Here is a 19237-nt window from a genome sequence, read left to right as displayed (position 1 = left end):
GGAGAACCATGATGAATGCCCGTACCGAACCGCATAAACAGGCGCTGAAAGACGCCAAGCAACAGCCGAAAACCTCCCTCGCCGCGCTGTGGCAGCCGGCGCTGCGCCAGGCTTTCGTCAAGCTCGATCCGCGCCAACTGCTGCGCTCACCGGTGATGCTGGTGGTCGAACTGACTGCCGTGGTGACCACCGTGCTGTGCTTTATCCCCAACCCACAGGTGTCTACCGGCCTGGCCGTGCAGATTGCCCTGTGGTTGTGGTTCACCGTGCTGTTCGCCAACTTCGCCGAGGCACTCGCCGAAGGGCGCGGCAAGGCTCGCGCCGACAGCCTCAAGGCCGGCAGCCAGGGGCTCAATGCGCGCCGGCAGAAGGGCCAGCAGTTCGAAACCGTACTGGCCAGCAGCTTGCGCAGCGGCGATATCGTCCGCGTCGAGGCCGGCGAGCTGATCCCCGGCGACGGCGAAGTCATCGAAGGCATCGCCGCGGTCAACGAGGCGGCCATCACCGGCGAATCCGCACCGGTGATCCGCGAGTCCGGTGGCGACCGTTCGGCCGTGACCGGCAACACCCGCGTGGTCTCCGACTGGCTGCTGGTGCAGATCACCGCCAACCCCGGCGAGTCGACCCTGGACCGGATGATCGCCCTGGTCGAAGGCGCCAAGCGGCAGAAGACGCCCAACGAAGTGGCGCTGGATATCCTGCTGATCGGCCTGACCCTGATCTTCCTGCTGGTGGTGGCCACCCTGCAGCCGTTCGCCCGCTATGCCGGTGGCGACCTGCCGCTGGTGTACCTGGTGGCGCTGCTGGTGACCCTGATTCCGACCACCATCGGCGGCCTGCTCTCGGCCATCGGCATCGCCGGCATGGATCGCCTGGTGCGCCTCAATGTGATCGCCAAGTCCGGCCGCGCGGTGGAAGCCGCCGGTGACGTGCATGTGCTGCTGCTGGACAAGACCGGCACCATCACCTTCGGTAACCGCCGTTGCAGCGCGATGATCAAGGCCCCCGGCGTATCCGGCAAGGATCTGACGGAAGCTGGGCTACTGGCCTCGCTGGCCGACGACACCGCCGAGGGCAAGTCGATCGTCGAGTACCTGCGGGCCTTGAGCCCGATGCAGGAACCGGAGCGCAGTGCGATCAAGTCGATTGCCTTCAGTGCAGAGACGCGCCTGTCCGGTGCCGACTGGAACGGCCACAGCTACCGCAAGGGCGCGGTGGATGCGGTGCTCAACTACCTGGGCATGAGCCGTGACGAGGTACCGGCACCGCTGGCCCGCGAGATCGAGAAGATCGCCCAGAGCGGTGGTACGCCGTTGCTGGTGGCCGGCGATGCGCGTCTGCTGGGCGCCATCCACCTCAAGGACGTGGTCAAACCGGGCATCCGCGAGCGTTTCGCCGAACTGCGCGCCATGGGCATCCGCACCGTGATGGTGACCGGCGACAACCCGCTGACCGCTGCTGCGATTGCCGCCGAAGCCGGCGTCGATGACCTGATCGCCGAAGCCACGCCGGAGAAGAAGCTGCAACGCATCCGCTCCGAGCAGGCCGAAGGCAAGATGGTCGCCATGTGCGGCGACGGCGCCAACGACGCCCCGGCGCTGGCTCAGGCCGACGTTGGCCTGGCGATGAACGACGGCACCCAGGCCGCCCGCGAGGCCGCCAACCTGGTCGACCTCGACTCCGACCCGACCAAGCTGCTCGACGTGGTGCAGGTGGGCAAGGAGCTGCTGGTGACCCGTGGCGCGCTGACCACCTTCTCGGTGGCCAACGACGTGGCCAAGTACTTCGCCATCCTGCCGGCGCTGTTCGCCGGTATCTACCCGCAGCTCGGTGCGCTCAACCTGATGCAGCTGCACAGCCCGCAGAGCGCGATCCTCTCGGCCATCGTGTTCAACGCCCTGATCATAGTCGCGTTGATTCCGCTGGCCTTGCGCGGGGTACGGGTGCAGGCCGCCGATGCCGCCAGCCTGCTGCGCCGCAATCTGCTGATCTATGGCCTGGGCGGTCTGCTGGCGCCCTTTGTCGGGATCAAGCTGATCGATGTACTGCTGGTGGCGGTAGGACTGGTGTAGTGCTTTTGCTCCCCTCTCCCGCTTGCGGGAGAGGGGCCGGGGGAGAGGGTAATTGGCAACGCAACGCCCCTCTCCCTAGCCCTCTCCCACTCTCTGTAAAAAATGGGGGGAGAGGGTGCTGATTCGGTGTAAACCTGAGAATTCGGAGATCCATCATGCTCAAGCAAATCCGCCCAGCCCTCAGTGTGCTGGCCTTTATGACCCTGGTGACCGGCGTGGCCTATCCGCTGGCTGTTACTGGTGTGGCGCAATTGGCATTCCCCGATCAGGCCAATGGCAGCCTGGTGCTCGACGGCAAAGGTGCCGTGCGTGGCAGCGCTCTGCTGGCGCAAAACTTCGACGGTGTCGAGTGGTTCCAGCCACGTCCGTCGGCCGCCGCTTTCGCCACCGTGTCCAGTGGCGCAAGCAACCTGGCGCCGAGCAACCCGGCACTGGCCGAACGCATCGCCGAGGATGCCCAGCGCCTGCTTGGCGAAGGGCAGGGGCCGGTACCCATGCAACTGGTGACCACCTCCGCCAGCGGTCTCGATCCGCACCTGTCGCCGGCCGCGGCACGCTTCCAGATTGCCCGCATCGCCGAGGCGCGCGGCATGCCGGTGGACAGTCTGGAGCGCCTGGTCGAGCAGCACATGGAGCAACCCCTGGTGGGGCCGGCCGTGGTCAACGTGCTGGCGCTCAACCTGGCGCTGGCCGACAATCGCGCCATCGCTTTCCATGAGACGACTCCATGAGTGACACGCAACGCGCCGATGCTCTGCTGGCCGATATGCCCCGTGAGGGCCGTGGCCGGCTGAAAGTCTTCCTCGGCGCGGCGCCCGGCGTGGGCAAGACCTTCGCAATGCTGCAGGCGGCGCAGGCGCAATTGCGCCAGGGTGTCGACCTGCGCGTCGGGGTGGTGGAAACCCACGGCCGCGCGGAAACCGAGGCCATGCTCGCCGGCCTGCCGCAACAACCGCCGCGCCACCTGGAGTACCGCGGCGTGGCGCTGAACGAGATGGACCTCGACGGCATTCTCGCCCACCCACCGAAGCTGGTGCTGGTCGACGAGCTGGCCCACAGCAACGCCCCCGGCAGTCGTCACAGCAAGCGCTGGCAGGATGTGCAGGAGCTGCTCGACGCCGGCATCGACGTCTACACCACGGTCAATGTGCAGCATCTGGAAGCGCTGAACGACCAGGTGCGCGACATTACCGGCGTGCAGGTGCGCGAAACCCTGCCGGACTGGGTGCTGCAGGAGGCCGACGAGATCCTGCTGATCGACCTGCCGCCGCGCGAGCTGCTGGAGCGCCTGCGCGAGGGCAAGGTGTATGTGCCGGAACAGGCGCGCGCGGCCATCGATGCCTTTTTCAGCCAGACCAACCTCACCGCCCTGCGCGAGCTGGCGATGCAGACCGCTGCGGCGCGGGTCGACGCCGATCTCAACCGGCGTTACCGCCTGCAGGGCCAGGAGGCGCCGACCGTGCGCGGTCGCCTGTTGCTCGGCATCGATGGCGATGCCCAGGCCGAACGGCTGGTGCGGCATGCCAGCCGGGTCGCCGAACGCCGGCATATGCCCTGGTCGGTGGTGCATGTCGACACCGGTGGCGAGCGTGATGAAACGCGCCTGGCTAATCTGCAGGCGGCCCAGCAACTGGCCGAGCGCCTGGGCGGCGAGGTGGTCAGCCTGCGTGGTGGCGAAGTCGCCCGCACCCTCATCGAACACGCCCGCGAGCGCCGCGCCAGCCTGATTCTGGTCGGCCGCAGCCGGCGGCGCCTGCGTCGCCGCTGGCTCGGTCGCGGCTTGGCCGAGCGCCTGTTGGCCAAGGGCCAGGGCCTGGAAATCAGCGTGCTGGATACCGAGGTCGATCAGGCACCAGCGATGCCGCGGGTTAGCCAGCCGCTGGCCTGGCGCGATTACCTGCTGGCGCTGTTGGCCACCGGCGGCGCCGCGGGCATTGCCCTGGGGCTTTCCCGGGTGCTGGAGCTGCCGAATATCTCCCTGATCTTCCTCGCCGCCGTGTTGGTGGTGGCGGTGCGCAGCAGTCTGGGCCCGGCGCTGGCTTGCGCCGGGCTGTCGTTCCTGGCCTACAACTTTCTGTTCATCCCGCCGACCTTCACCCTGACCATCGAGCGCCAGGAGGATGTGCTGACCCTGCTGTTCTTCCTGCTGATGGCGGCCCTCACCGGTAACCTGGCCACCCGCCAGCGCCGCCAGTTGCAGGCCCTGCGTCAGACCCAGGCGGAAACCACTGCACTGCTCGAACTGTCGCGCAAACTGACTGCCGCCACCGACCGCCAGGCGGTGCTGACGGCGGCGATGCAACAGTTCGCTTTGTGGTCGGAAGTTGAAGTCAGCCTGCTGGCACGCAGCACGGACGGGGTGTGGAAGGTCGAGGCAGGGGCGCAGCGCCTGCTTGCCGAACAGGAGCGTGCCGCTGCCGAGTGGTCCTGGCAACACGACCAGCCCGCCGGGCTGGGTACCGGCACTCTGCCGGGCGGGCGCTGGTGGTGGCTGCCACTGTCTGGCGAAGAGGGGCCGCTGGCCTTGCTGGGCATCAGCCCCAAGGATGGTGGCCCGCTGCCGCCGGAACAGCGCCGGCTGATCGCTGCTCTGGGCCAGCCGCTGACCCAGGCCCTGGAGCGTGCGCAGCTGGCCGAAGACCTCGAAGCGGCGCGCCTGCATGGTCAGACCGAAGAGCTGCGCAGCGCGCTGCTGGCCTCGGTATCCCACGATCTGCGCACGCCGCTGACCGCCATGCGCGGCTCCATCGACAGCCTGCTGGCCCTCGGCGAGCAGATTCCCCTGGAGGATCGCCGCGAGCTGCTGGAAGGCACACGAGACGAAGCCGAGCGCCTCGACCGCTATATTCAGAACCTGCTGGACATGACCCGCCTGGGCCATGGTGGCCTCAAACTGTCGCGCGACTGGGTGGCGCCGGTCGATATCGTCGCCAGCGCCCTGCAGCGCCTGCGCCCGGTGCTGGCGCCGCTGCGGGTCGAGACCGTGTTGCCGGCCGAATTGCCGCTGCTCTACGTGCATGCCGCGCTGATCGAGCAGGCACTGGTCAATGTGCTGGAAAATGCCGCGCGCTTTTCACCGAGCGAGGGCCGCCTGCGCGTGGCGGTCGAGGTGGACGATAGCGAGCTGCGTTTCTCCGTCAGCGACCAGGGGCCGGGGATTCCCGAACATGAGCGAGAGAAGATTTTCGACATGTTTTACACCGCCGCGCGCGGTGATCGCGGCGGCCAGGGCACCGGCCTGGGCCTGGCGATCTGCCAGGGCATGCTGGGTGCCCACGGTGGCCGCGTCACGGTCGGCGAGGGCCTGGATGGTCGTGGCGCCAGCCTGACCCTGCATTTGCCGCTGCACCCGCAGCCCTTGCTGGAGGAAGAGTCATGAGCCGAGCTGACCCCGGACTGAAGTCCGGGCTACGGTGTGGCGCGGGCTCGGTAGCCCGGACTTTAGTCCGGGGAAAGTCCCGGGCGTTGATGAGCCAAGACCATGAGCGCTAATCCCTCGACCATCCTGGTGATCGACGACGAAGCACAGATCCGCAAGTTCCTGCGCATCAGCCTGACTGCCCAGGGTTACAAGGTGCTGGAAGGCGCCAATGGCACTGAAGGGCTGGCCCAGGCCGCGTTGGGCAAACCGGATCTGGTGGTACTGGATCTCGGTCTGCCGGACATGGACGGCCAGCAGGTGTTGCGCGAACTGCGCGAGTGGTCGACGGTGCCGGTGCTGGTGCTCTCGGTACGCGCCAGCGAGGGCGAGAAGGTGTTGGCCCTGGACGGCGGCGCCAATGACTACGTGACCAAGCCGTTCGGCATCCAGGAGTTTCTTGCCCGGGTGCGCGTACTGCTGCGCCAGGCCGGTGCGGGTGAGCAGCAGGAGGCGGTGGTCAGCAGTGGGCCGCTGAGCCTGGATTTCGCCTATCGGCGGGTGACCTTGGACGGCGTAGAGGTCGCGCTGACGCGCAAGGAATACGCGGTGCTGGCCATGCTCGCCCGTCATCTCGGTCGCGTGGTGACCCAGCAGCAACTGCTCAAGGACATCTGGGGGCCGACCCATGTCGAGGACAGCCACTACCTGCGCGTGGTGGTCGGTCATCTGCGGCAGAAGCTCGGCGACGATCCGGCGGCGCCGCGCTTCATTCTCACCGAAGCCGGCGTCGGCTATCGGCTGCTCGAGCTGTAAAGTCGGCTAGCGAGCGTAGGGTGTGCACGGCGCCCCTACGGCACATGATTACGGGTGGTCGCGCTCGTACTTGTCCAGGGTGTCGCTGGCGATCTGCCGGCCCAACATGATCAGCTCCGGCGCCTTGTGGAACTCGAAGAAGCGGCACACGCGCTTGGGCACGTTGATCAGGATGTCCGGCGGGTAGCCGGCGATCTTGTACTGGGTCAGCGACGACTGCATGGCTTCGAAGCTCTGGTTGACCAGCTCCAGCAGCGAGGCGGGCCCGACATTGCCCAGCACATGGGAGGTGTTGGCCGATTTCGGCGCAGCTTCCTCCACCAGCGCTTTGGTTTTGGGGGCGCGGATCTCCAGCCAGGGATTGACCTCCACGGCCACATCACCTTCTTCCTCCTCGTCGCTGTCACGCTTGAGGAAAGGCAGGCGAGAACTGAGCGAGCCCATCAGCTGGTCGATGCGTCCTTTGATTGCAGGCGGCCGCTCGATCACCGGCAGGTGGTACTGCTTCTGGTTGAGCGAGTTGAGGTTGACCGCGACGATCAGGTCGCAGTGGCTGGCCACCACCGGCACGATCGGCAGCGGGTTGAGCAGGCCGCCGTCGACCAGCATGCGATTACCCTGGGTGACCGGAGTGAACAGGCTGGGGATCGCCGCCGAGGCGCGCATGGCCTTGTGCAGGCAGCCTTCCTGGAACCAGATTTCCTGTTGGTTGGTCAGGTCGGTGGCCACTGCCGTATAGGGGATCGAGAGGTTCTCGATATCGATCTCGCCGACAATTTCGTGGATTTTGCCGAAGACTTTTTCGCCACGAATGGCGCCAAGGCGGAAGCTGACATCGAGCAGGCGCAGCACATCGAGATAGTCCAGGCTCTCGGTCCACTCGCGGTATTCCTTGAGCTTGCCGGCCGCATAGATACCGCCAACCACAGCGCCCATGGAGCAACCGGCGATACAGCCGATTTCATAGCCGCGGGCTTCCAGTTCCTCGATCACGCCGATATGCGCGTAACCGCGCGCGCCCCCCGAGCCGAGAACCAGGGCTATTTTCTTGCTCATTTACATTTCCCCCATACATGCCCTGACCATACGCTTGGTGCTACCTTGCGCCAAGGAACGCTTTGCTAGAATTTGCCGGCAGCGCAGCCAGCATTGGAAGCCTCCACTGGCTCAGGCGGCACCTTGGCAAAGCAAAACTCGGGCACTTCTCGCCGCTTACGACATCCCATACAAGAATCCGCTGTTCAGGAGCCTTACCCCATGAAGAATTTCACCTTGCTGACGCTGCTCGTCGTACTCGTCAGTGGTTGCGCCGGTGCGAGCAAGACGGCGTATCGCGACAGCTGTGCCAACCAGCTGGATGCCGCCTGGCGTGAGCTGGACATTGCCAAGGCCGAAGGTTTTGCCGGTACGGTCAGCTACTCCAAGGCGTTGTCACTGCTGACCGGCGCCAAGACCCAGCAGCAGTTCGAAGCCTTCGAAGGTTGCTCGGCCAAGGCGCAGAAAGCGCGCTTTTATATCCGCGAGTCGCGCGCGGGGCGTTAACTGAATGCAGCTTGATTTCAGTCGTTTGAGCGCACTGGAGGCTTACCGCTGGTTGGCCTCCACCGTTACCCCACGGCCGATTGCCTGGGTTTCCAGTCTGTCGCGTGAGGGTGTCAGCAACCTGGCGCCGTTCAGTTTCTTCCAGGTGATCAGCGACGATCCGCCGAGTCTGATGATCAACGTCGGCACGCGCGACAACGGCGTGCTCAAGGACACCCTGCGCAATGTGCAGGACACCGGCGAGTTGGTGATCCAGCTAGTGTCCTTCGCCCAGGCCGAGGCGATGAATGCCAGTGCCGCACACCTGCCTCACGGCATCAGCGAGTTCAGCCACTGCGGCATCGCCAGCCTGTCTTCGATGCTGGTGCGTCCACCCCGGGTAGCGGGCGCGCCGGTGGCCTTCGAGTGCCGGCTACTGGAGGTGCAGCCGTTCCCGCGGGCCACGCCCAATTGCCACCTGATCTTCGTCGAAGTGCTGCTGGCGCATATCGACGATGGCGTGCTCAACGAGCAGGGGCGGATCGACCCGCAGCACCTGGACCTGGTCGGGCGTCTGGGCGGTAGCCAGTACTGCCGGACCCGCGACCTGTTCAGCCTGCAACGCCCGGCCTAATCGTCAACAAAGATTGCAGCCCGCTATGCCATAGCGACGTGGCGCAGTAGCATCGTGCGCCTGATAAGAAGGAGTTAGCGATGCGCACCAAGCTGGATGCCGTACTGCACGCAGTGAACCAGATTCTGTTGGGCAAGGAACCTCAGGTGCGCCTGGCGCTGACCTGCCTGCTGGCGCGCGGGCACTTGCTGATCGAAGACCTGCCGGGGATGGGCAAGACCACCCTCAGCCATGCCTTGGCCAAGGTTCTGGGCCTGAGCTTCCAGCGCATCCAGTTCACCTCCGACCTGCTGCCCGGCGACATCCTCGGCACCTCGGTGTTCGACAAGGACAGCGGGCAGTTCACTTTTCACCCCGGGCCGATCTTCGCCGAGCTGGTACTGGCCGACGAAATCAACCGGGCCACGCCGAAAAGCCAGAGCGCGCTGCTGGAGGCCATGGAGGAGGGCCAGGTGACCATCGAGGGCGCCACCCGGCCGTTGCCGGAACCCTTTTTCGTCATCGCCACGCAGAATCCGGTGAGCCAGGGCGGCACCTTCGCCTTGCCGGAATCGCAGCTCGACCGTTTTCTCATGCGCCTGTCCCTGGGCTATCCGGCCAAGGCTGCGGAAAAAGCCCTGCTGCTGGGCGAGGCGCGTCGCGAACTGCTGCCGAAGCTGGAGGCTGTACTGGATCATGCCGAACTGGCGGCGATCCAGGCGCTGATTCCTCAGGTGCGCGCCAGCGATGCGCTGGTCGACTATGTGCTGCGTCTGGTCGAGGCCACCCGCAGCGAACCGCAGTTCGCCTGGGGGCTGTCGCCGCGGGCCAGTCTGGCGCTGCTGTCGGCGGCGCGCGCCTGGGCCTTCCTGGCCAACCGCGAGTACGTGATTCCGGAAGATGTGCAGGCCGTGCTGCCCTCGGTGGTCGGCCATCGCCTGCGTGAGCGCGCCGATCCGGCCGGGCATGGCGGCGGCTCGCTGGTGCAGTGGCTGCTGCGCGAGGTGCCGGCGGTTTGACCCTGCGCGAACGCGGCCAGGCGCGCTGGCGCAACTGGGTGGCCAGGCGCATTCCGCCGGCGGCTCAGGTGCAGCTCAATCAGCGGCGCATTTTCATCATGCCCAACCGGGTCGGCGCGGCGTTCGGCCTGATGCTGTTCCTCTTGCTGCTGGCCGCGATCAACTACGAGAACAGCCTGGCCTATGGCCTGACCTTCGTCCTGGCGGCAGTGTTCATCGTCGCCATCCTGCACACCTACCGCAATTTCACCGGCCTTGTGCTCAAGGCCGGCAGCAGTGGTGCGGTGTTCGTCGGCGAGCAGGCGCGCTTTCGCGTGCGTCTGGAGAGCGTTGGCAGTCCTCACCATGCCGTCGGCCTGGGTTGGCCGCAGGGCGAGCTACAGACCCTCGATGTGCCGGAGAATGGCCAGCGCGAGTGCGAGCTGAGCCTGCCGGCCTTGCGCCGTGGCTGGTTGCGTCCCGGGCGCCTGCGGGTGGAGAGCCGCTTCCCGCTCGGCCTGCTGGTGGCCTGGAGCTGGGTCGATCTGGATCAGGCGGTGCTGGTTTATCCCAAGCCGCTTGAAGGCGATCTGCCGCTGGCCGCCGGTGCCGGTCAGGACGAGGAAGACGAAGGTTCGCGCGCCAGCGGCCAGGGCGCCGACGATTACCAGGGGCTGAAAACCTACCAGCCTGGCGACTCCAAGCGGCGCCTGCACTGGAAGGCCTATTCGCGCGGCCAGGGCCTGCTGGTCAAGGATTTCGCCGCCCTGGCCGGGCGCGACCTGTGGCTGGACTTCCTGGCCATTGGCGGCGACCCGGAGGCGCGCCTGTCGCTGCTCTGCCATTGGGTGCTGCAGCTCGACGATCGTCAGCAGCCCTACGGTCTGCGCCTGCCCGGTAGCGAGTTGGCGCCGGACTATGGCGACGCGCACCGCGAGGCCTGCTTGCGCGCCTTGGCCCTGTACGGGGTGGCCGCATGAGCAGCATCCAACCAATTCCGCGGATTGCCCTGACCTGGCTGCTGGTGGCCCAGGTGCTGGTGATCCTGCCGCACCTGTTGCACCTGCCGCCGTGGATCATCGGCCTGTGGCTGTTCTGCGCCGGCTGGCGCATCCAGGTGTTCCGCATGCGCGCCACCTATCCAGGCACCCTGGTGCGGGTCGGTCTGTTGCTGGCCACCGCCGCGGGCGTGTTCCTCTCGCGCGGCAGCCTGATCGGCCTGGATGCCGGCGTCCTGCTGCTGGTGGCGACCTTCATCCTCAAACTGCTGGAAATGCGCAGCCGGCGCGATGCCCTGGTGTTGATCTTCCTCGGCTTCTTCGTGGTGGTGACCGCCTACCTGTTCGATGACAGCCTGCTCGCCGCGCTGTACAGCCTGTTGCCGGTCACCGCCTTGCTGGCCGCGCTGATCGGCCTGCAGCAGAGCGGGGTGGCCGTGCAGCCGCGGGCCACCCTGAAGCTGGCCGTCACCCTGCAGTTACAGGCCTTGCCGCTGATGCTGCTGTTGTTCGTGTTCTTTCCGCGCCTGGGCCCGCTGTGGAGCCTGCCCAACCCGAACAAGGCCTTTACCGGCCTGTCCGACAGCATGGCGCCGGCCGATATCGCCGAACTCAGTCGTTCCGATGCCCTGGCCTTCCGCGCCAGTTTCAGCAGCCCGATGCCGGAACGCAGCGAGCTGTATTGGCGCGCGCTGACCCTGGAACACTTCGATGGCCGGCGCTGGTCGCAATCGGAGGGCGCTAAACAGATTGGCGGTGCCGACTGGCGCCAGCAAGGCCCGGCGCTGGACTACAGCATCGTCATGCAGCCCAGTGGCAAGCCCTGGCTGTTCGCCCTGGACGTCGGCCTGAGCAATCAGGACGGTGTGCGCCAGATGAGCGACTTCCGCCTGGAGAATCGCCAGCCAGTGGTGCAGAACCTGCTCTATCAGGTCACTTCCTGGCCGCAGGCGCTGCGTCAGGCAGAGCTCCCGCCTGGAGTGGCTCGGCGTGCCCTGCAACTGCCCGCGCAGGGCGATCCGCGCAGCCGCGCCTGGGCCGATGAGTTGCGCGGCAAGCACGAGCAGGACGAGGCGCTGGTCGCGGCCTTGTTGCAGCATTTCAACCGCGAACCCTATGGCTATACCCTGAAACCGCCGCCGGTAGGCGCCGACAGTATCGACGAGTTCCTCTTTCGCACGCGCAAGGGCTTCTGTGCCCACTATGCCGGCGCCATGACCTTCGTTCTGCGCGCGGCCGGCATTCCGGCGCGGGTGGTGGCCGGTTACCAGGGCGGCGAGCTGAATCCGGCCGGTAACTACCTGTCCGTGCGCCAGTTCGACGCCCATGCCTGGGTCGAATATTGGCAGGACGGCAAGGGCTGGATCAGCGTCGATCCGACTTTCCAGGTGGCGCCCGAACGTATCGAGCTGGGCCTGGAACAGGCCCTCGCCGAGGAACAGAGCTTCCTCGAAGAGTCGCCACTGTCGCTGCTGCGCTATCGCGATGTCGGCTGGCTGAACGACTTGCGCCTGACCTGGGACAACATCAACTACGGCTGGCAGCGCTGGGTACTCGGTTACCGCGGTGAGCAGCAGTTGCACCTGTTGCAGCGCTGGTTCGGCACCCTCGACTGGCAGCGTCTGGCGTTGGCTCTGGTCGGCAGTGGTGGGCTGCTGTTGGGCCTGGTAGCGCTTTGGCTGTTCAAACCCTGGCGCCGCGAGCGCGATCCACAACAGCGTTTGCTACGCGGTTTCGAGCGGGCCCTGGCGCGCCACGCAGTGATCCGCCAGCGCGGTGAAGGCATGCGCGCCTTTGCCCTGCGTGCGGCGCGCCAGTTGCCGGTCCAGGCCGAGGCCATCCAGGCCTTTGCGCGGATCTACGAGGCGCAGCGCTATGCCGGCCAGCCCAGTGCGCCTGACGAGTTGCGTGCAGCGTTGCGCCAGTTGCGCCGCGTGCTGCCTTGGCGCAGGAGCCACGTTAGTTAAAGCAAGCGTGCGACCATTGGCCACTTGCTGCTCACGGCAGCAGCGGCAAAATGGCCACGGCTGCGAGCAAATGCTTTCAGGGAGGGCAGAGTGACGGAATTACTGAACAAGCTGCAAAGCCAGGTGCTGAGCCTGCAGGTGCGGCTTTATGCCTGTTGTGCTCGTTTGCAGGCACAGACGGACGACGAAGCCCTGCATGACCTGCGCATCGCCTTGCGCAAGCTGCGCAGCCTGTTGCGCCCACTGCGTCGGCAGGCGCTTTGCGCGCAACTGGAACAGGCCGCCGCCGCGCTCGGGGAAATCAGCGGGCCGCTGCGCGACCTCGAAGTGCTGGCCGGCGAGCTGCAGCGCCTGGGTTATGACCACCTGGCGCGGCAGCGGCGCAACCAGCTGGCGCCAGGTTACGTCCGCTTGCTCGACAGTCTGGCCTTGCAGCGCCTGTTCATCCTCCTCGACGACTGGCCAGAAAACTGTCGCGAGGCCGTCGGCAAGGGCGAGTGGCAGGTGGGCCGAAAGCGCGTGTGCAAGTACCTGGCGAGCCAGGCGCAACAACTGGCGGCGGCATTGCGCGATCCGGCCCATGACCGCCATCGCCTGCGCCTGCTGATCAAGCGTCTGCGTTACTGCGCCGAGGCCTATCCACGCCGTAGCGACCTCTCGGCCAGCGCACTGAGTGGCCTGCGCCTGGCCCAGGGCGCGCTGGGCGATTGGCACGATCACCTGCAATGGCTGGCGCGTTTGCCCAGTGAGCCTGACCTGCAACCTTGTGCCGCGCTCTGGCAGCGTCAACTGGATGAAGCCGAACAACAGGCCGACCAGGCCTTGCAGGCACTGTGCGAACACTTTCCGGCAGTGCCGCAGCAAGACTGAATAGACGGCAATTTCGCGGCTGAATTGTCTAGAACGCCCCTCCCGCAGCAGGGCGCTTTTCTCCTAAGCTGTTGCACAGATAACAGGAGACTGCTGCATGACCTTTGCTGAACTGATCCAGGCGGTGCATAACCGCCCGCAACACGTTGTAGTGCCGCCGCTCTGGGGCCAGGGCCGGGCCACGTTCGGTGGCCTGGTCGCGGCGATGATCTATGAAGCCATGCGCGCCAAGGTGCCGGCCGGGCGCCCGGTGCGTTCCTTGTCGATCACCTTTGTCGGTCCGCTGCTGATGGGCGAGGCGGTGGCGTTCGAGGTCGAAGTACTGCGTGAAGGCAAGGCGGTCAGCCAGGTGCTGGGCCGCGCGGTGCAGAACGGTGAAGTGGTGGCCCTGATGCAGGGCAGCTTTGGTGCCTCGCGCCCGTCGGCAATCGATGTTCCTGCCGTGCCAGCGCCGGCGATGAAGCCCGTGGAGGAGTGCCAGGAGCTGCCTTACATCGCCGGCGTCACCCCCGAGTTCACCCGTTTCCTGGCTATGCGCTGGGGCCTGGGCGGCATGCCGTTCAGCGGCAACACCTCGCGCGAGATGGGCGGCTGGGTACGCCTGCGCAGCGATGTGTCCTACGACAAGATCAGCGAGACCCACCTGCTGGCCCTGGTCGATGCCTGGCCGCCGATCCCGCTATCGCACCTGAAGACGCCGACCCCGGGCAGCTCGCTGACCTGGACCATCGAGTTCGTCCAGCCGGTGGCCAAGCTGACCACCCACGACTGGTGCCTGTACCGCGCCGAGATCGAACATGCTCGCGATGGCTACGGACATATCGCCGCCGGCCTGTGGAGCCCCTCGGGCGAGCTGCTGGCCCTCAGCCGGCAGACGGTGACGGTGTTCGGCTGATCAATCGATTAGCGGCAGATCGAAGAATGCCCGCGCGCTGGCAGTAGTATGCGCTGCCAGCGCCTCCTGACTTTCGCCTCTGTGCAGGGCGACCTCACGCAACACCTCGCCTAGAAACGCCGGTTCGTTGTGCCCGCTCTTCGGTTTGGGCCGCAGGCTGCGTGGCAGCAGGAACGGCGCATCGCTCTCCAGCATCAGCCGCCCGGCCGGGATCTCGCGCACCAGCGGGTGCAGGTGAGTGCCGCGGCGTTCGTCGCAGATCCAGCCAGTGATGCCGATGTGCAGGTCGAGGTCGAGGTAGCCGTACAGCGCGGTTTTCTCGCCGGTGAAGCAGTGCACCACCGCCGCCGGCAGGCGGTCGCGAAACTCGCGGAGGATGGCGATCAGCCGCTCGCTGGCGTCGCGCTCATGGAGGAACACCGGCAGCTGCAGTTCGACCGCCAGGGCCAGCTGCTCCTCCAGGGCTTTTTCCTGCAGCGGGCGAGGGGAGAAATCGCGGTTGAAATCCAGCCCGCATTCGCCCACCGCGCGCACCGGCGCTTGCGCCAGCAAGGCGCGCAACTGACGGCTGCTGTCGGCGTTCCACTGGCTGGCATCGTGCGGGTGTACGCCGGCGGTGCTGAACAGGCGCTGGCCAGTGCCGTCCAGTTCTTCACAGAAGGCCAGGGCCTGTTCGCTTTCTTCCAGGCTGGTGCCTGTCAGGACCAGTTGGCACACGCCGGCAGCCTGGGCGCGAGCGAGCACTTCGTCACGTTGCCGGGCCAGGCTGGGGTGGGTCAGATTGACGCCGATGTCGATGAGTTGCATGGTGCTACCTCCGGGCTGCGCCGGGCAGCATAGCAGAGCTCGATATTTATCAATAAAGCCAATAATTTCATTGGGTTATTTATGATATTTCAAGTTGATTACCAGCTTCGAGTGGCGAGCATCGGGTGTCTGTGACACTCTCCGCGCCCCCGTTTGCCGGAACTTGCCGACATGCGGGCGCTCTCAGTCGGCCAGGCGTGTGCTGTGCCTGGCTTAACCCGGAGGCCGGATGACCCGCGCGCTACTGCTTCTGTTCTGCTGCCTGGTCTGGCTGCCCATGCCTGTCCAGGCGCGTCTGGCCAGCTCGCCGGCCGAGGTGCGTGGCACTGATCTGCCGCTGCGCGATCTGGCCGAGGTGCGCAAGAGTGGCGAGTTGCGCGTGCTGGTCAACCAGAGCCGCAACAGCTCCGGTGAGGTGAAGGGCCAGGCGATAGGCGTCGAGCGCCATCGCCTGCGCGCCTTCGAGCAATACCTCAATGGCAATGCCCGTGACGGCCGCAACCTGCGCCTGAAGATCATCCCGTTGCCCAAGGATCAACTGCTCGCAGCCTTGCAGAAGGGCCAGGGTGATCTGGTTGCGCCGGGAGAATTGCTGGCCCCACATACCGGGCGCAGGGTCACTGCCAGTGCGCCGATCCGCCAGGATGTGGCGATTGTGGTGGTGGGGAACCGCGGCAATCGTCATTACCGCAAACTCGAGGACATGGCCGGGCGCAGCCTGGTTCTGCCGGCGGGCAGTGCCGTTGGCGAAGCCCTGCGCGAGGTGAACCAGCGCCTGGCCGAACGCAAGCAGCCGCCGATCGTGGTCGAGTGGGCTGATCCCAGTCTCGCCGTGGAGGATGTGCTGGAGATGGTCCAGGCCGGCATCTACCCCTGGACAGCCGTAGAGCTGCCGATTGCCGAGCGCTGGAGCAAGGTGTTGCCCAGATTGCGTATCGAGAGGCATCTGCTGGTGGGGCAGAAGGCTGACATGAGCTGGTTCGTGCGTCGCGATGCTCTGATGCTGCGCGCCAGTATCGATCGGTTCCTGGCCAGCTACCGCCAGCCGGCCGACCAGGACGCCACCTTCCAGCGCGTCTACCGCCGTATGTACAAAGTGCGTAACCCACTCACGGGTAATGATCGCCAGCGTCTGGAGAAGGTCCGTCAGGTGCTGCAGAAACACGGCCAGCAGCAGGATCTCGACTGGTTGCGGCTGGCTGCGGTGGCCTACAAGGAGTCCACCCTCAATCCGGCGGCGCGCGGAGCATCAGGTGCCACCGGCCTGATGCAGATCACCCCGGCAGCGGCGCGCAGCGTCGGGGTTGGCAATATCCATGCGCTGGACAGCAATGTCCTGGCTGCCACCCGTTACATGGCGCGCATCCGCCGCGAGTTCTTCTCCAGCCGGCAGATCGCCGAGGAAGAGCGCATGGCCTTTGTCCTGGCCGCCTACAACATGGGCCCGCAGCGGGTGCAAAGCCTGCGTGCCGAGGCGCGGCGCCGGGGGCTGGACCCCAATCGCTGGTTCTTCCAGGTCGAGCGTATCGCCATGGAGCAGCTGGGCATGGGCGTGGTCAGCTACGTGAGCAGCGTGAACAAGTACTACCTGGCCTATGACCGCGAGCGCTATCTGATCGAGCCGCAAGGGCAAAAAGTGAGTACGCGGAAATGATCAATTTATTCGATTTAAATTAGCGCAAATTTACACTATTTAAATCGATAAATTCATCTAATCTGTTGTTCAGCAACCGCTAACTCTCACTTCTCGCACTAAAGGACGCACTGGCATGAACGCACTGATCAAAACCGCTCTCTCCACCCAAGCCGGTTACGGCATCACCCTGCTGCGCATCGTCACCGGTCTGACCTTCGCCGCTCACGGCGCCCAGAAGCTGTTTGGTTGGTTTGGCGGCTACGGCCTGGACGGCGTGGCTCAGTGGATGGAAAGCATCGGCATCACCCCCGGCTACCTGATGGCAGCCCTGGCTGGCAGCGCCGAGTTCTTCGGTGGCCTGGCCCTGGTGGTCGGCCTGCTGGTACGCCCGGCCGCGATCTCCCTGCTGGTTGCCATGCTGGTCGCGATCTTCAGCGTGCACTGGGTCAATGGCTTCTTCATGAGCGCCAATGGCTATGAGTACGCGATGATCCTGGCGCTGATCAGTGCCACCCTGGTCATCGAAGGGGCCGGCAAGCTGTCGCTGGATCGCCGCATCGCCGGTTGAGTCCTTCTGCAATGAACGAGGCCCGCGTTTGCGGGCCTCGTCGTTTCTACCTCAGGGTGTCTATTCGCGGGCGCTGGCCAGCTCTTCGGCTGCGGCCAGGCGCAGGCGCTCTTGCTCGTCGAAGCGTTCTGCAGCCAGGCTGTCGATGGCTGCCGCCTTGTCGCTGCTGCTGAGGCCGTTGTTGGCTTCGATCAGCGCCTTCTCGCGGCGATAGTCGTTGAGGCGCTGCGCCCACTGCTGGCGGCGCTGGTCGAGCGCCTCCAGGCGTGCGGTGGCTTCGGCACCGACCAGTTGCAGGCGCAGCTGCTGGATCTGCTGCGGGCTGGCACCTTGCGCCTGCAAGGCTGACGTCTGCTGGCGCAGCTCGGTCTGCAACTGCGGCACGATCAGCTCCTGCATGGACTCCGGCAAGCCATTGCGCAACTGGTCGAGGGCTGCAGCTTTCTCGTCATCGCTCAGGCTCTGGTCATGGCGGATGGCCAGGCGCTGCAGGGTGAACTGGTTGTAGGCCTCTTCGTTGCCGAAGAACACCTGATGCGCCTCGGCGCTGAACAGCGAAGCGCGCAGGGCCTGGACGGCCTGCTCGCGCTGGCGCATGGCATCCACGCTGGCCATCTGCGGCAGGTCCTTTTCCAGCTGGACCAGTTGCTGCTTGTACTGCAGGTACTGTTCCAGGAGGACCAGCGCCTGTTCACGGGCGGGCATTGCCAGCTGGCTGGTGATGTAGGTCTGCAGGCGTTTGACGCTGTGCTGCAGCGAGTCTTCACCCAGGGCACTGAGGAAGTAGTCGAATATCCGCCGGATATCCTCGCTGATCAGCAGGTTGCCGGCGCTGTCGACGCGAAACTGGCCGTCTACTGTGGTGCCGCTGAAGGAAGGGGGCAGGGCATAGGGTGCATTGTCCTGGGTGCTGGTTGGCGCAGCTTGCGTGTTGCTGTCGATCGTCGCCGCAGGTTGGCTAACGGCTGTCGACGTCGCAGGTGTATTGGCCGGTGTCGGGAGGTCGGTGGCGGGGTTCAGGTAGAGCGTCAGTGCAATACTGCCTCCGACTACCAGGGGGGCGGCAAATAGCAGTTTTCGATTCACGTCGATACTCGAAGAGGCGCGCCAAAGGGGCCCGAAGGCCCCGGCAGGCTGATTACAGACCGGCGTTTTTCAGGCGGTTGGCGTGCTGGCGGTAGACGGTGACCGGATCGGTCTCGAACAGGCTGGTGAGGCCGAAGGTCTGGTTGACCTCGTCGAGGTGGTTCATCCGGTAGTTGTCGCGGATCACCTTGCCCATGTGCGAGCTGCAGGTGCCGACCAGGCCGTCGTTGGCTTCGTCGAAGGTCAGTGCGGAAGCGCCCATCAGCACATCGCTGATGTCGAGGAAGTTGGTCAGCGGGCTGCTGCCGCTCCAGGAGTAGTAGCTGACGCCGTTGACCTTGTAGGCGCCTTCGCCGCAGGCACTGGTCGGGATGGCTTGCGGGTACTTGGCGTTGAAGGCCGCTGCGCCCTGGCTGTTCAGCGATTCCAGGGCACCCAGGGCGTTCTGCGGCGAAGTGCTGGAGCTGCCCGAGAGGAAATTGATCAGTGCACCGAGGCCGTTGACGATACCGGCAACAATCACTTCACCGGCCGAACCTGGTGGGATCTGGCGAATGAAGTCGGCCGTGTCGGAGCCTTTGTGCGGCGCGCCGACGCTGGTGGCCGAGGCGATCAGATCCGGGCGTACGGCAGCGACGTAGCGAATGGTCGGGCCGCCATGGCTGTGACCAATCAGGTTGACCTTGCCCTTGCCACTGATGGCAGCGATTTCCTCGACCTGTTCCAGCAGCTCTTCGCCACGCAGTTCGGAGGTGTTCAGCTGGCTGACTTCGGTGACATAGACACTGGCGCCATCGGAGCGCAGCGACGAGGGGATGCCGTACCAGTAGTCGATACCGAGAATGCTGTCGAAGCCCAGCATGCCGTGAGCCAGGACGACCGGGTACTTGGTCTTGGTGTAGCCGGTGGAGCCGAACAGGCCGGCCTCGGCCTGGCCGGACAGGAGGATTCCGGTTCCGATGCAGAGGGCGAGCAGGGTCTTCTTATTATTCATTGGGTGCTCTCAAACAGTGATGTGGCAGTTTTCCCTGA

At 65.5% G+C, this 19237-nt stretch carries 17 protein-coding genes; 13 read left to right on the top strand and 4 right to left on the bottom strand.

What is annotated here, in order from left to right; all coding sequences use genetic code 11:
- The first annotated feature begins 11 nt into the window (after positions 1-11).
- The 4 genes from kdpB (at position 12) to LRS11_RS17280 (ending at position 6246) form a co-directional block, all read left to right on the top strand.
- Positions 12-2072, top strand: a complete 2061-nt coding sequence (gene kdpB / locus LRS11_RS17295; RefSeq protein ID WP_260496944.1) for a potassium-transporting ATPase subunit KdpB — start codon at positions 12-14, stop codon at positions 2070-2072.
- A 155-nt stretch (positions 2073-2227) separates the two neighbouring features.
- The gene (gene kdpC / locus LRS11_RS17290; protein ID WP_260494124.1) at positions 2228-2803 is read left to right on the top strand and encodes a potassium-transporting ATPase subunit KdpC; all 576 of its coding nucleotides are present in this window, start codon (positions 2228-2230) and stop codon (positions 2801-2803) included.
- Complete coding sequence (locus LRS11_RS17285; protein WP_260494123.1) at positions 2800-5451, top strand: sensor histidine kinase KdpD; 2652 nt, start codon at positions 2800-2802, stop codon at positions 5449-5451. The genes kdpC and LRS11_RS17285 overlap by 4 nt, the downstream gene beginning before the upstream one ends.
- 102 nt (positions 5452-5553) lie before the next feature.
- Positions 5554-6246: a response regulator gene (locus LRS11_RS17280; RefSeq protein ID WP_260494122.1), complete on the top strand. Its 693-nt coding sequence runs from the start codon at positions 5554-5556 to the stop codon at positions 6244-6246.
- Between the two features lie 48 nt (positions 6247-6294).
- Here LRS11_RS17280 and LRS11_RS17275 read toward each other — a convergent pair whose 3' ends face one another.
- Entirely contained in the window at positions 6295-7302 is a 1008-nt protein-coding gene (locus tag LRS11_RS17275) for a patatin-like phospholipase family protein (RefSeq protein WP_260494121.1), read from the bottom strand.
- A 201-nt stretch (positions 7303-7503) separates the two neighbouring features.
- On the opposite strand from LRS11_RS17275, the gene LRS11_RS17270 reads away from it, so the two are divergent.
- The 7 genes from LRS11_RS17270 to LRS11_RS17240 all read left to right on the top strand — a co-directional run bounded on the left by LRS11_RS17270 (position 7504) and on the right by LRS11_RS17240 (position 14108).
- The gene (locus LRS11_RS17270; RefSeq protein ID WP_260494120.1) at positions 7504-7788 is read left to right on the top strand and encodes a hypothetical protein; all 285 of its coding nucleotides are present in this window, start codon (positions 7504-7506) and stop codon (positions 7786-7788) included.
- A gap of 4 nt (positions 7789-7792) precedes the next feature.
- On the top strand, positions 7793-8401 hold the full coding sequence (locus tag LRS11_RS17265; RefSeq protein ID WP_260494119.1) for a flavin reductase family protein: 609 nt from the start codon (positions 7793-7795) through the stop codon (positions 8399-8401).
- A gap of 80 nt (positions 8402-8481) precedes the next feature.
- The gene (locus tag LRS11_RS17260; RefSeq protein WP_260494118.1) at positions 8482-9399 is read left to right on the top strand and encodes a MoxR family ATPase; all 918 of its coding nucleotides are present in this window, start codon (positions 8482-8484) and stop codon (positions 9397-9399) included.
- 2 nt (positions 9400-9401) lie between these two features.
- A complete protein-coding gene (locus tag LRS11_RS17255; protein ID WP_260496943.1) occupies positions 9402-10358 on the top strand; it encodes a DUF58 domain-containing protein in 957 nt (318 codons plus the stop codon).
- Entirely contained in the window at positions 10355-12343 is a 1989-nt protein-coding gene (locus LRS11_RS17250; RefSeq protein ID WP_312026979.1) for a DUF3488 and transglutaminase-like domain-containing protein, read from the top strand. The genes LRS11_RS17255 and LRS11_RS17250 overlap by 4 nt, the downstream gene beginning before the upstream one ends.
- A 90-nt stretch (positions 12344-12433) precedes the next feature.
- Positions 12434-13213: a CHAD domain-containing protein gene (locus LRS11_RS17245; RefSeq protein WP_260494117.1), complete on the top strand. Its 780-nt coding sequence runs from the start codon at positions 12434-12436 to the stop codon at positions 13211-13213.
- A 97-nt stretch (positions 13214-13310) separates the two neighbouring features.
- Complete coding sequence (locus tag LRS11_RS17240; protein WP_260494116.1) at positions 13311-14108, top strand: acyl-CoA thioesterase II; 798 nt, start codon at positions 13311-13313, stop codon at positions 14106-14108.
- Here LRS11_RS17240 and LRS11_RS17235 read toward each other — a convergent pair whose 3' ends face one another.
- On the bottom strand, positions 14109-14915 hold the full coding sequence (locus tag LRS11_RS17235) for a TatD family hydrolase (RefSeq protein ID WP_260494115.1): 807 nt from the start codon (positions 14913-14915) through the stop codon (positions 14109-14111).
- Between the two features lie 229 nt (positions 14916-15144).
- Between LRS11_RS17235 and LRS11_RS17230 the strand changes: the two genes are divergently transcribed.
- Complete coding sequence (locus tag LRS11_RS17230; RefSeq protein WP_260494114.1) at positions 15145-16569, top strand: transglycosylase SLT domain-containing protein; 1425 nt, start codon at positions 15145-15147, stop codon at positions 16567-16569.
- 115 nt (positions 16570-16684) lie between these two features.
- A complete protein-coding gene (locus LRS11_RS17225) occupies positions 16685-17119 on the top strand; it encodes a DoxX family protein (RefSeq protein ID WP_260494113.1) in 435 nt (144 codons plus the stop codon).
- A 60-nt stretch (positions 17120-17179) separates the two neighbouring features.
- Here the strand turns inward: LRS11_RS17225 and LRS11_RS17220 are convergent, their stop codons facing one another.
- Entirely contained in the window at positions 17180-18205 is a 1026-nt protein-coding gene (locus LRS11_RS17220) for a lipase secretion chaperone (protein WP_260494112.1), read from the bottom strand.
- A gap of 52 nt (positions 18206-18257) precedes the next feature.
- On the bottom strand, positions 18258-19199 hold the full coding sequence (locus LRS11_RS17215) for a triacylglycerol lipase (RefSeq protein WP_260494111.1): 942 nt from the start codon (positions 19197-19199) through the stop codon (positions 18258-18260).
- Positions 19200-19237 lie beyond the last annotated feature (38 nt).

The organism is Pseudomonas sp. J452 (assembly GCF_024666525.1).
In the GTDB taxonomy this organism is placed as follows: Bacteria; Pseudomonadota; Gammaproteobacteria; order Pseudomonadales; family Pseudomonadaceae; genus Aquipseudomonas.
Note: the sequence above shows the minus strand (reverse complement) of the source record. Positions and strands in the feature narration are given on the sequence as shown.

Excerpts from the sequence above, each read along its gene's own strand:
- kdpB (WP_260496944.1), top strand. The coding sequence starts at position 12 with ATGAATGCCCGTACCGAACCGCATAAACAGGCGCTGAAAGACGCCAAG.
- kdpC (WP_260494124.1), top strand. The coding sequence starts at position 2,228 with ATGCTCAAGCAAATCCGCCCAGCCCTCAGTGTGCTGGCCTTTATGACC.
- LRS11_RS17285 (WP_260494123.1), top strand. The coding sequence starts at position 2,800 with ATGAGTGACACGCAACGCGCCGATGCTCTGCTGGCCGATATGCCCCGT.
- LRS11_RS17280 (WP_260494122.1), top strand. The coding sequence starts at position 5,554 with ATGAGCGCTAATCCCTCGACCATCCTGGTGATCGACGACGAAGCACAG.
- LRS11_RS17275 (WP_260494121.1), bottom strand. The coding sequence starts at position 7,302 with ATGAGCAAGAAAATAGCCCTGGTTCTCGGCTCGGGGGGCGCGCGCGGT.
- LRS11_RS17270 (WP_260494120.1), top strand. The coding sequence starts at position 7,504 with ATGAAGAATTTCACCTTGCTGACGCTGCTCGTCGTACTCGTCAGTGGT.
- LRS11_RS17265 (WP_260494119.1), top strand. The coding sequence starts at position 7,793 with ATGCAGCTTGATTTCAGTCGTTTGAGCGCACTGGAGGCTTACCGCTGG.
- LRS11_RS17260 (WP_260494118.1), top strand. The coding sequence starts at position 8,482 with ATGCGCACCAAGCTGGATGCCGTACTGCACGCAGTGAACCAGATTCTG.
- LRS11_RS17250 (WP_312026979.1), top strand. The coding sequence starts at position 10,355 with ATGAGCAGCATCCAACCAATTCCGCGGATTGCCCTGACCTGGCTGCTG.
- LRS11_RS17240 (WP_260494116.1), top strand. The coding sequence starts at position 13,311 with ATGACCTTTGCTGAACTGATCCAGGCGGTGCATAACCGCCCGCAACAC.
- LRS11_RS17235 (WP_260494115.1), bottom strand. The coding sequence starts at position 14,915 with ATGCAACTCATCGACATCGGCGTCAATCTGACCCACCCCAGCCTGGCC.
- LRS11_RS17230 (WP_260494114.1), top strand. The coding sequence starts at position 15,145 with ATGACCCGCGCGCTACTGCTTCTGTTCTGCTGCCTGGTCTGGCTGCCC.
- LRS11_RS17225 (WP_260494113.1), top strand. The coding sequence starts at position 16,685 with ATGAACGCACTGATCAAAACCGCTCTCTCCACCCAAGCCGGTTACGGC.
- LRS11_RS17215 (WP_260494111.1), bottom strand. The coding sequence starts at position 19,199 with ATGAATAATAAGAAGACCCTGCTCGCCCTCTGCATCGGAACCGGAATC.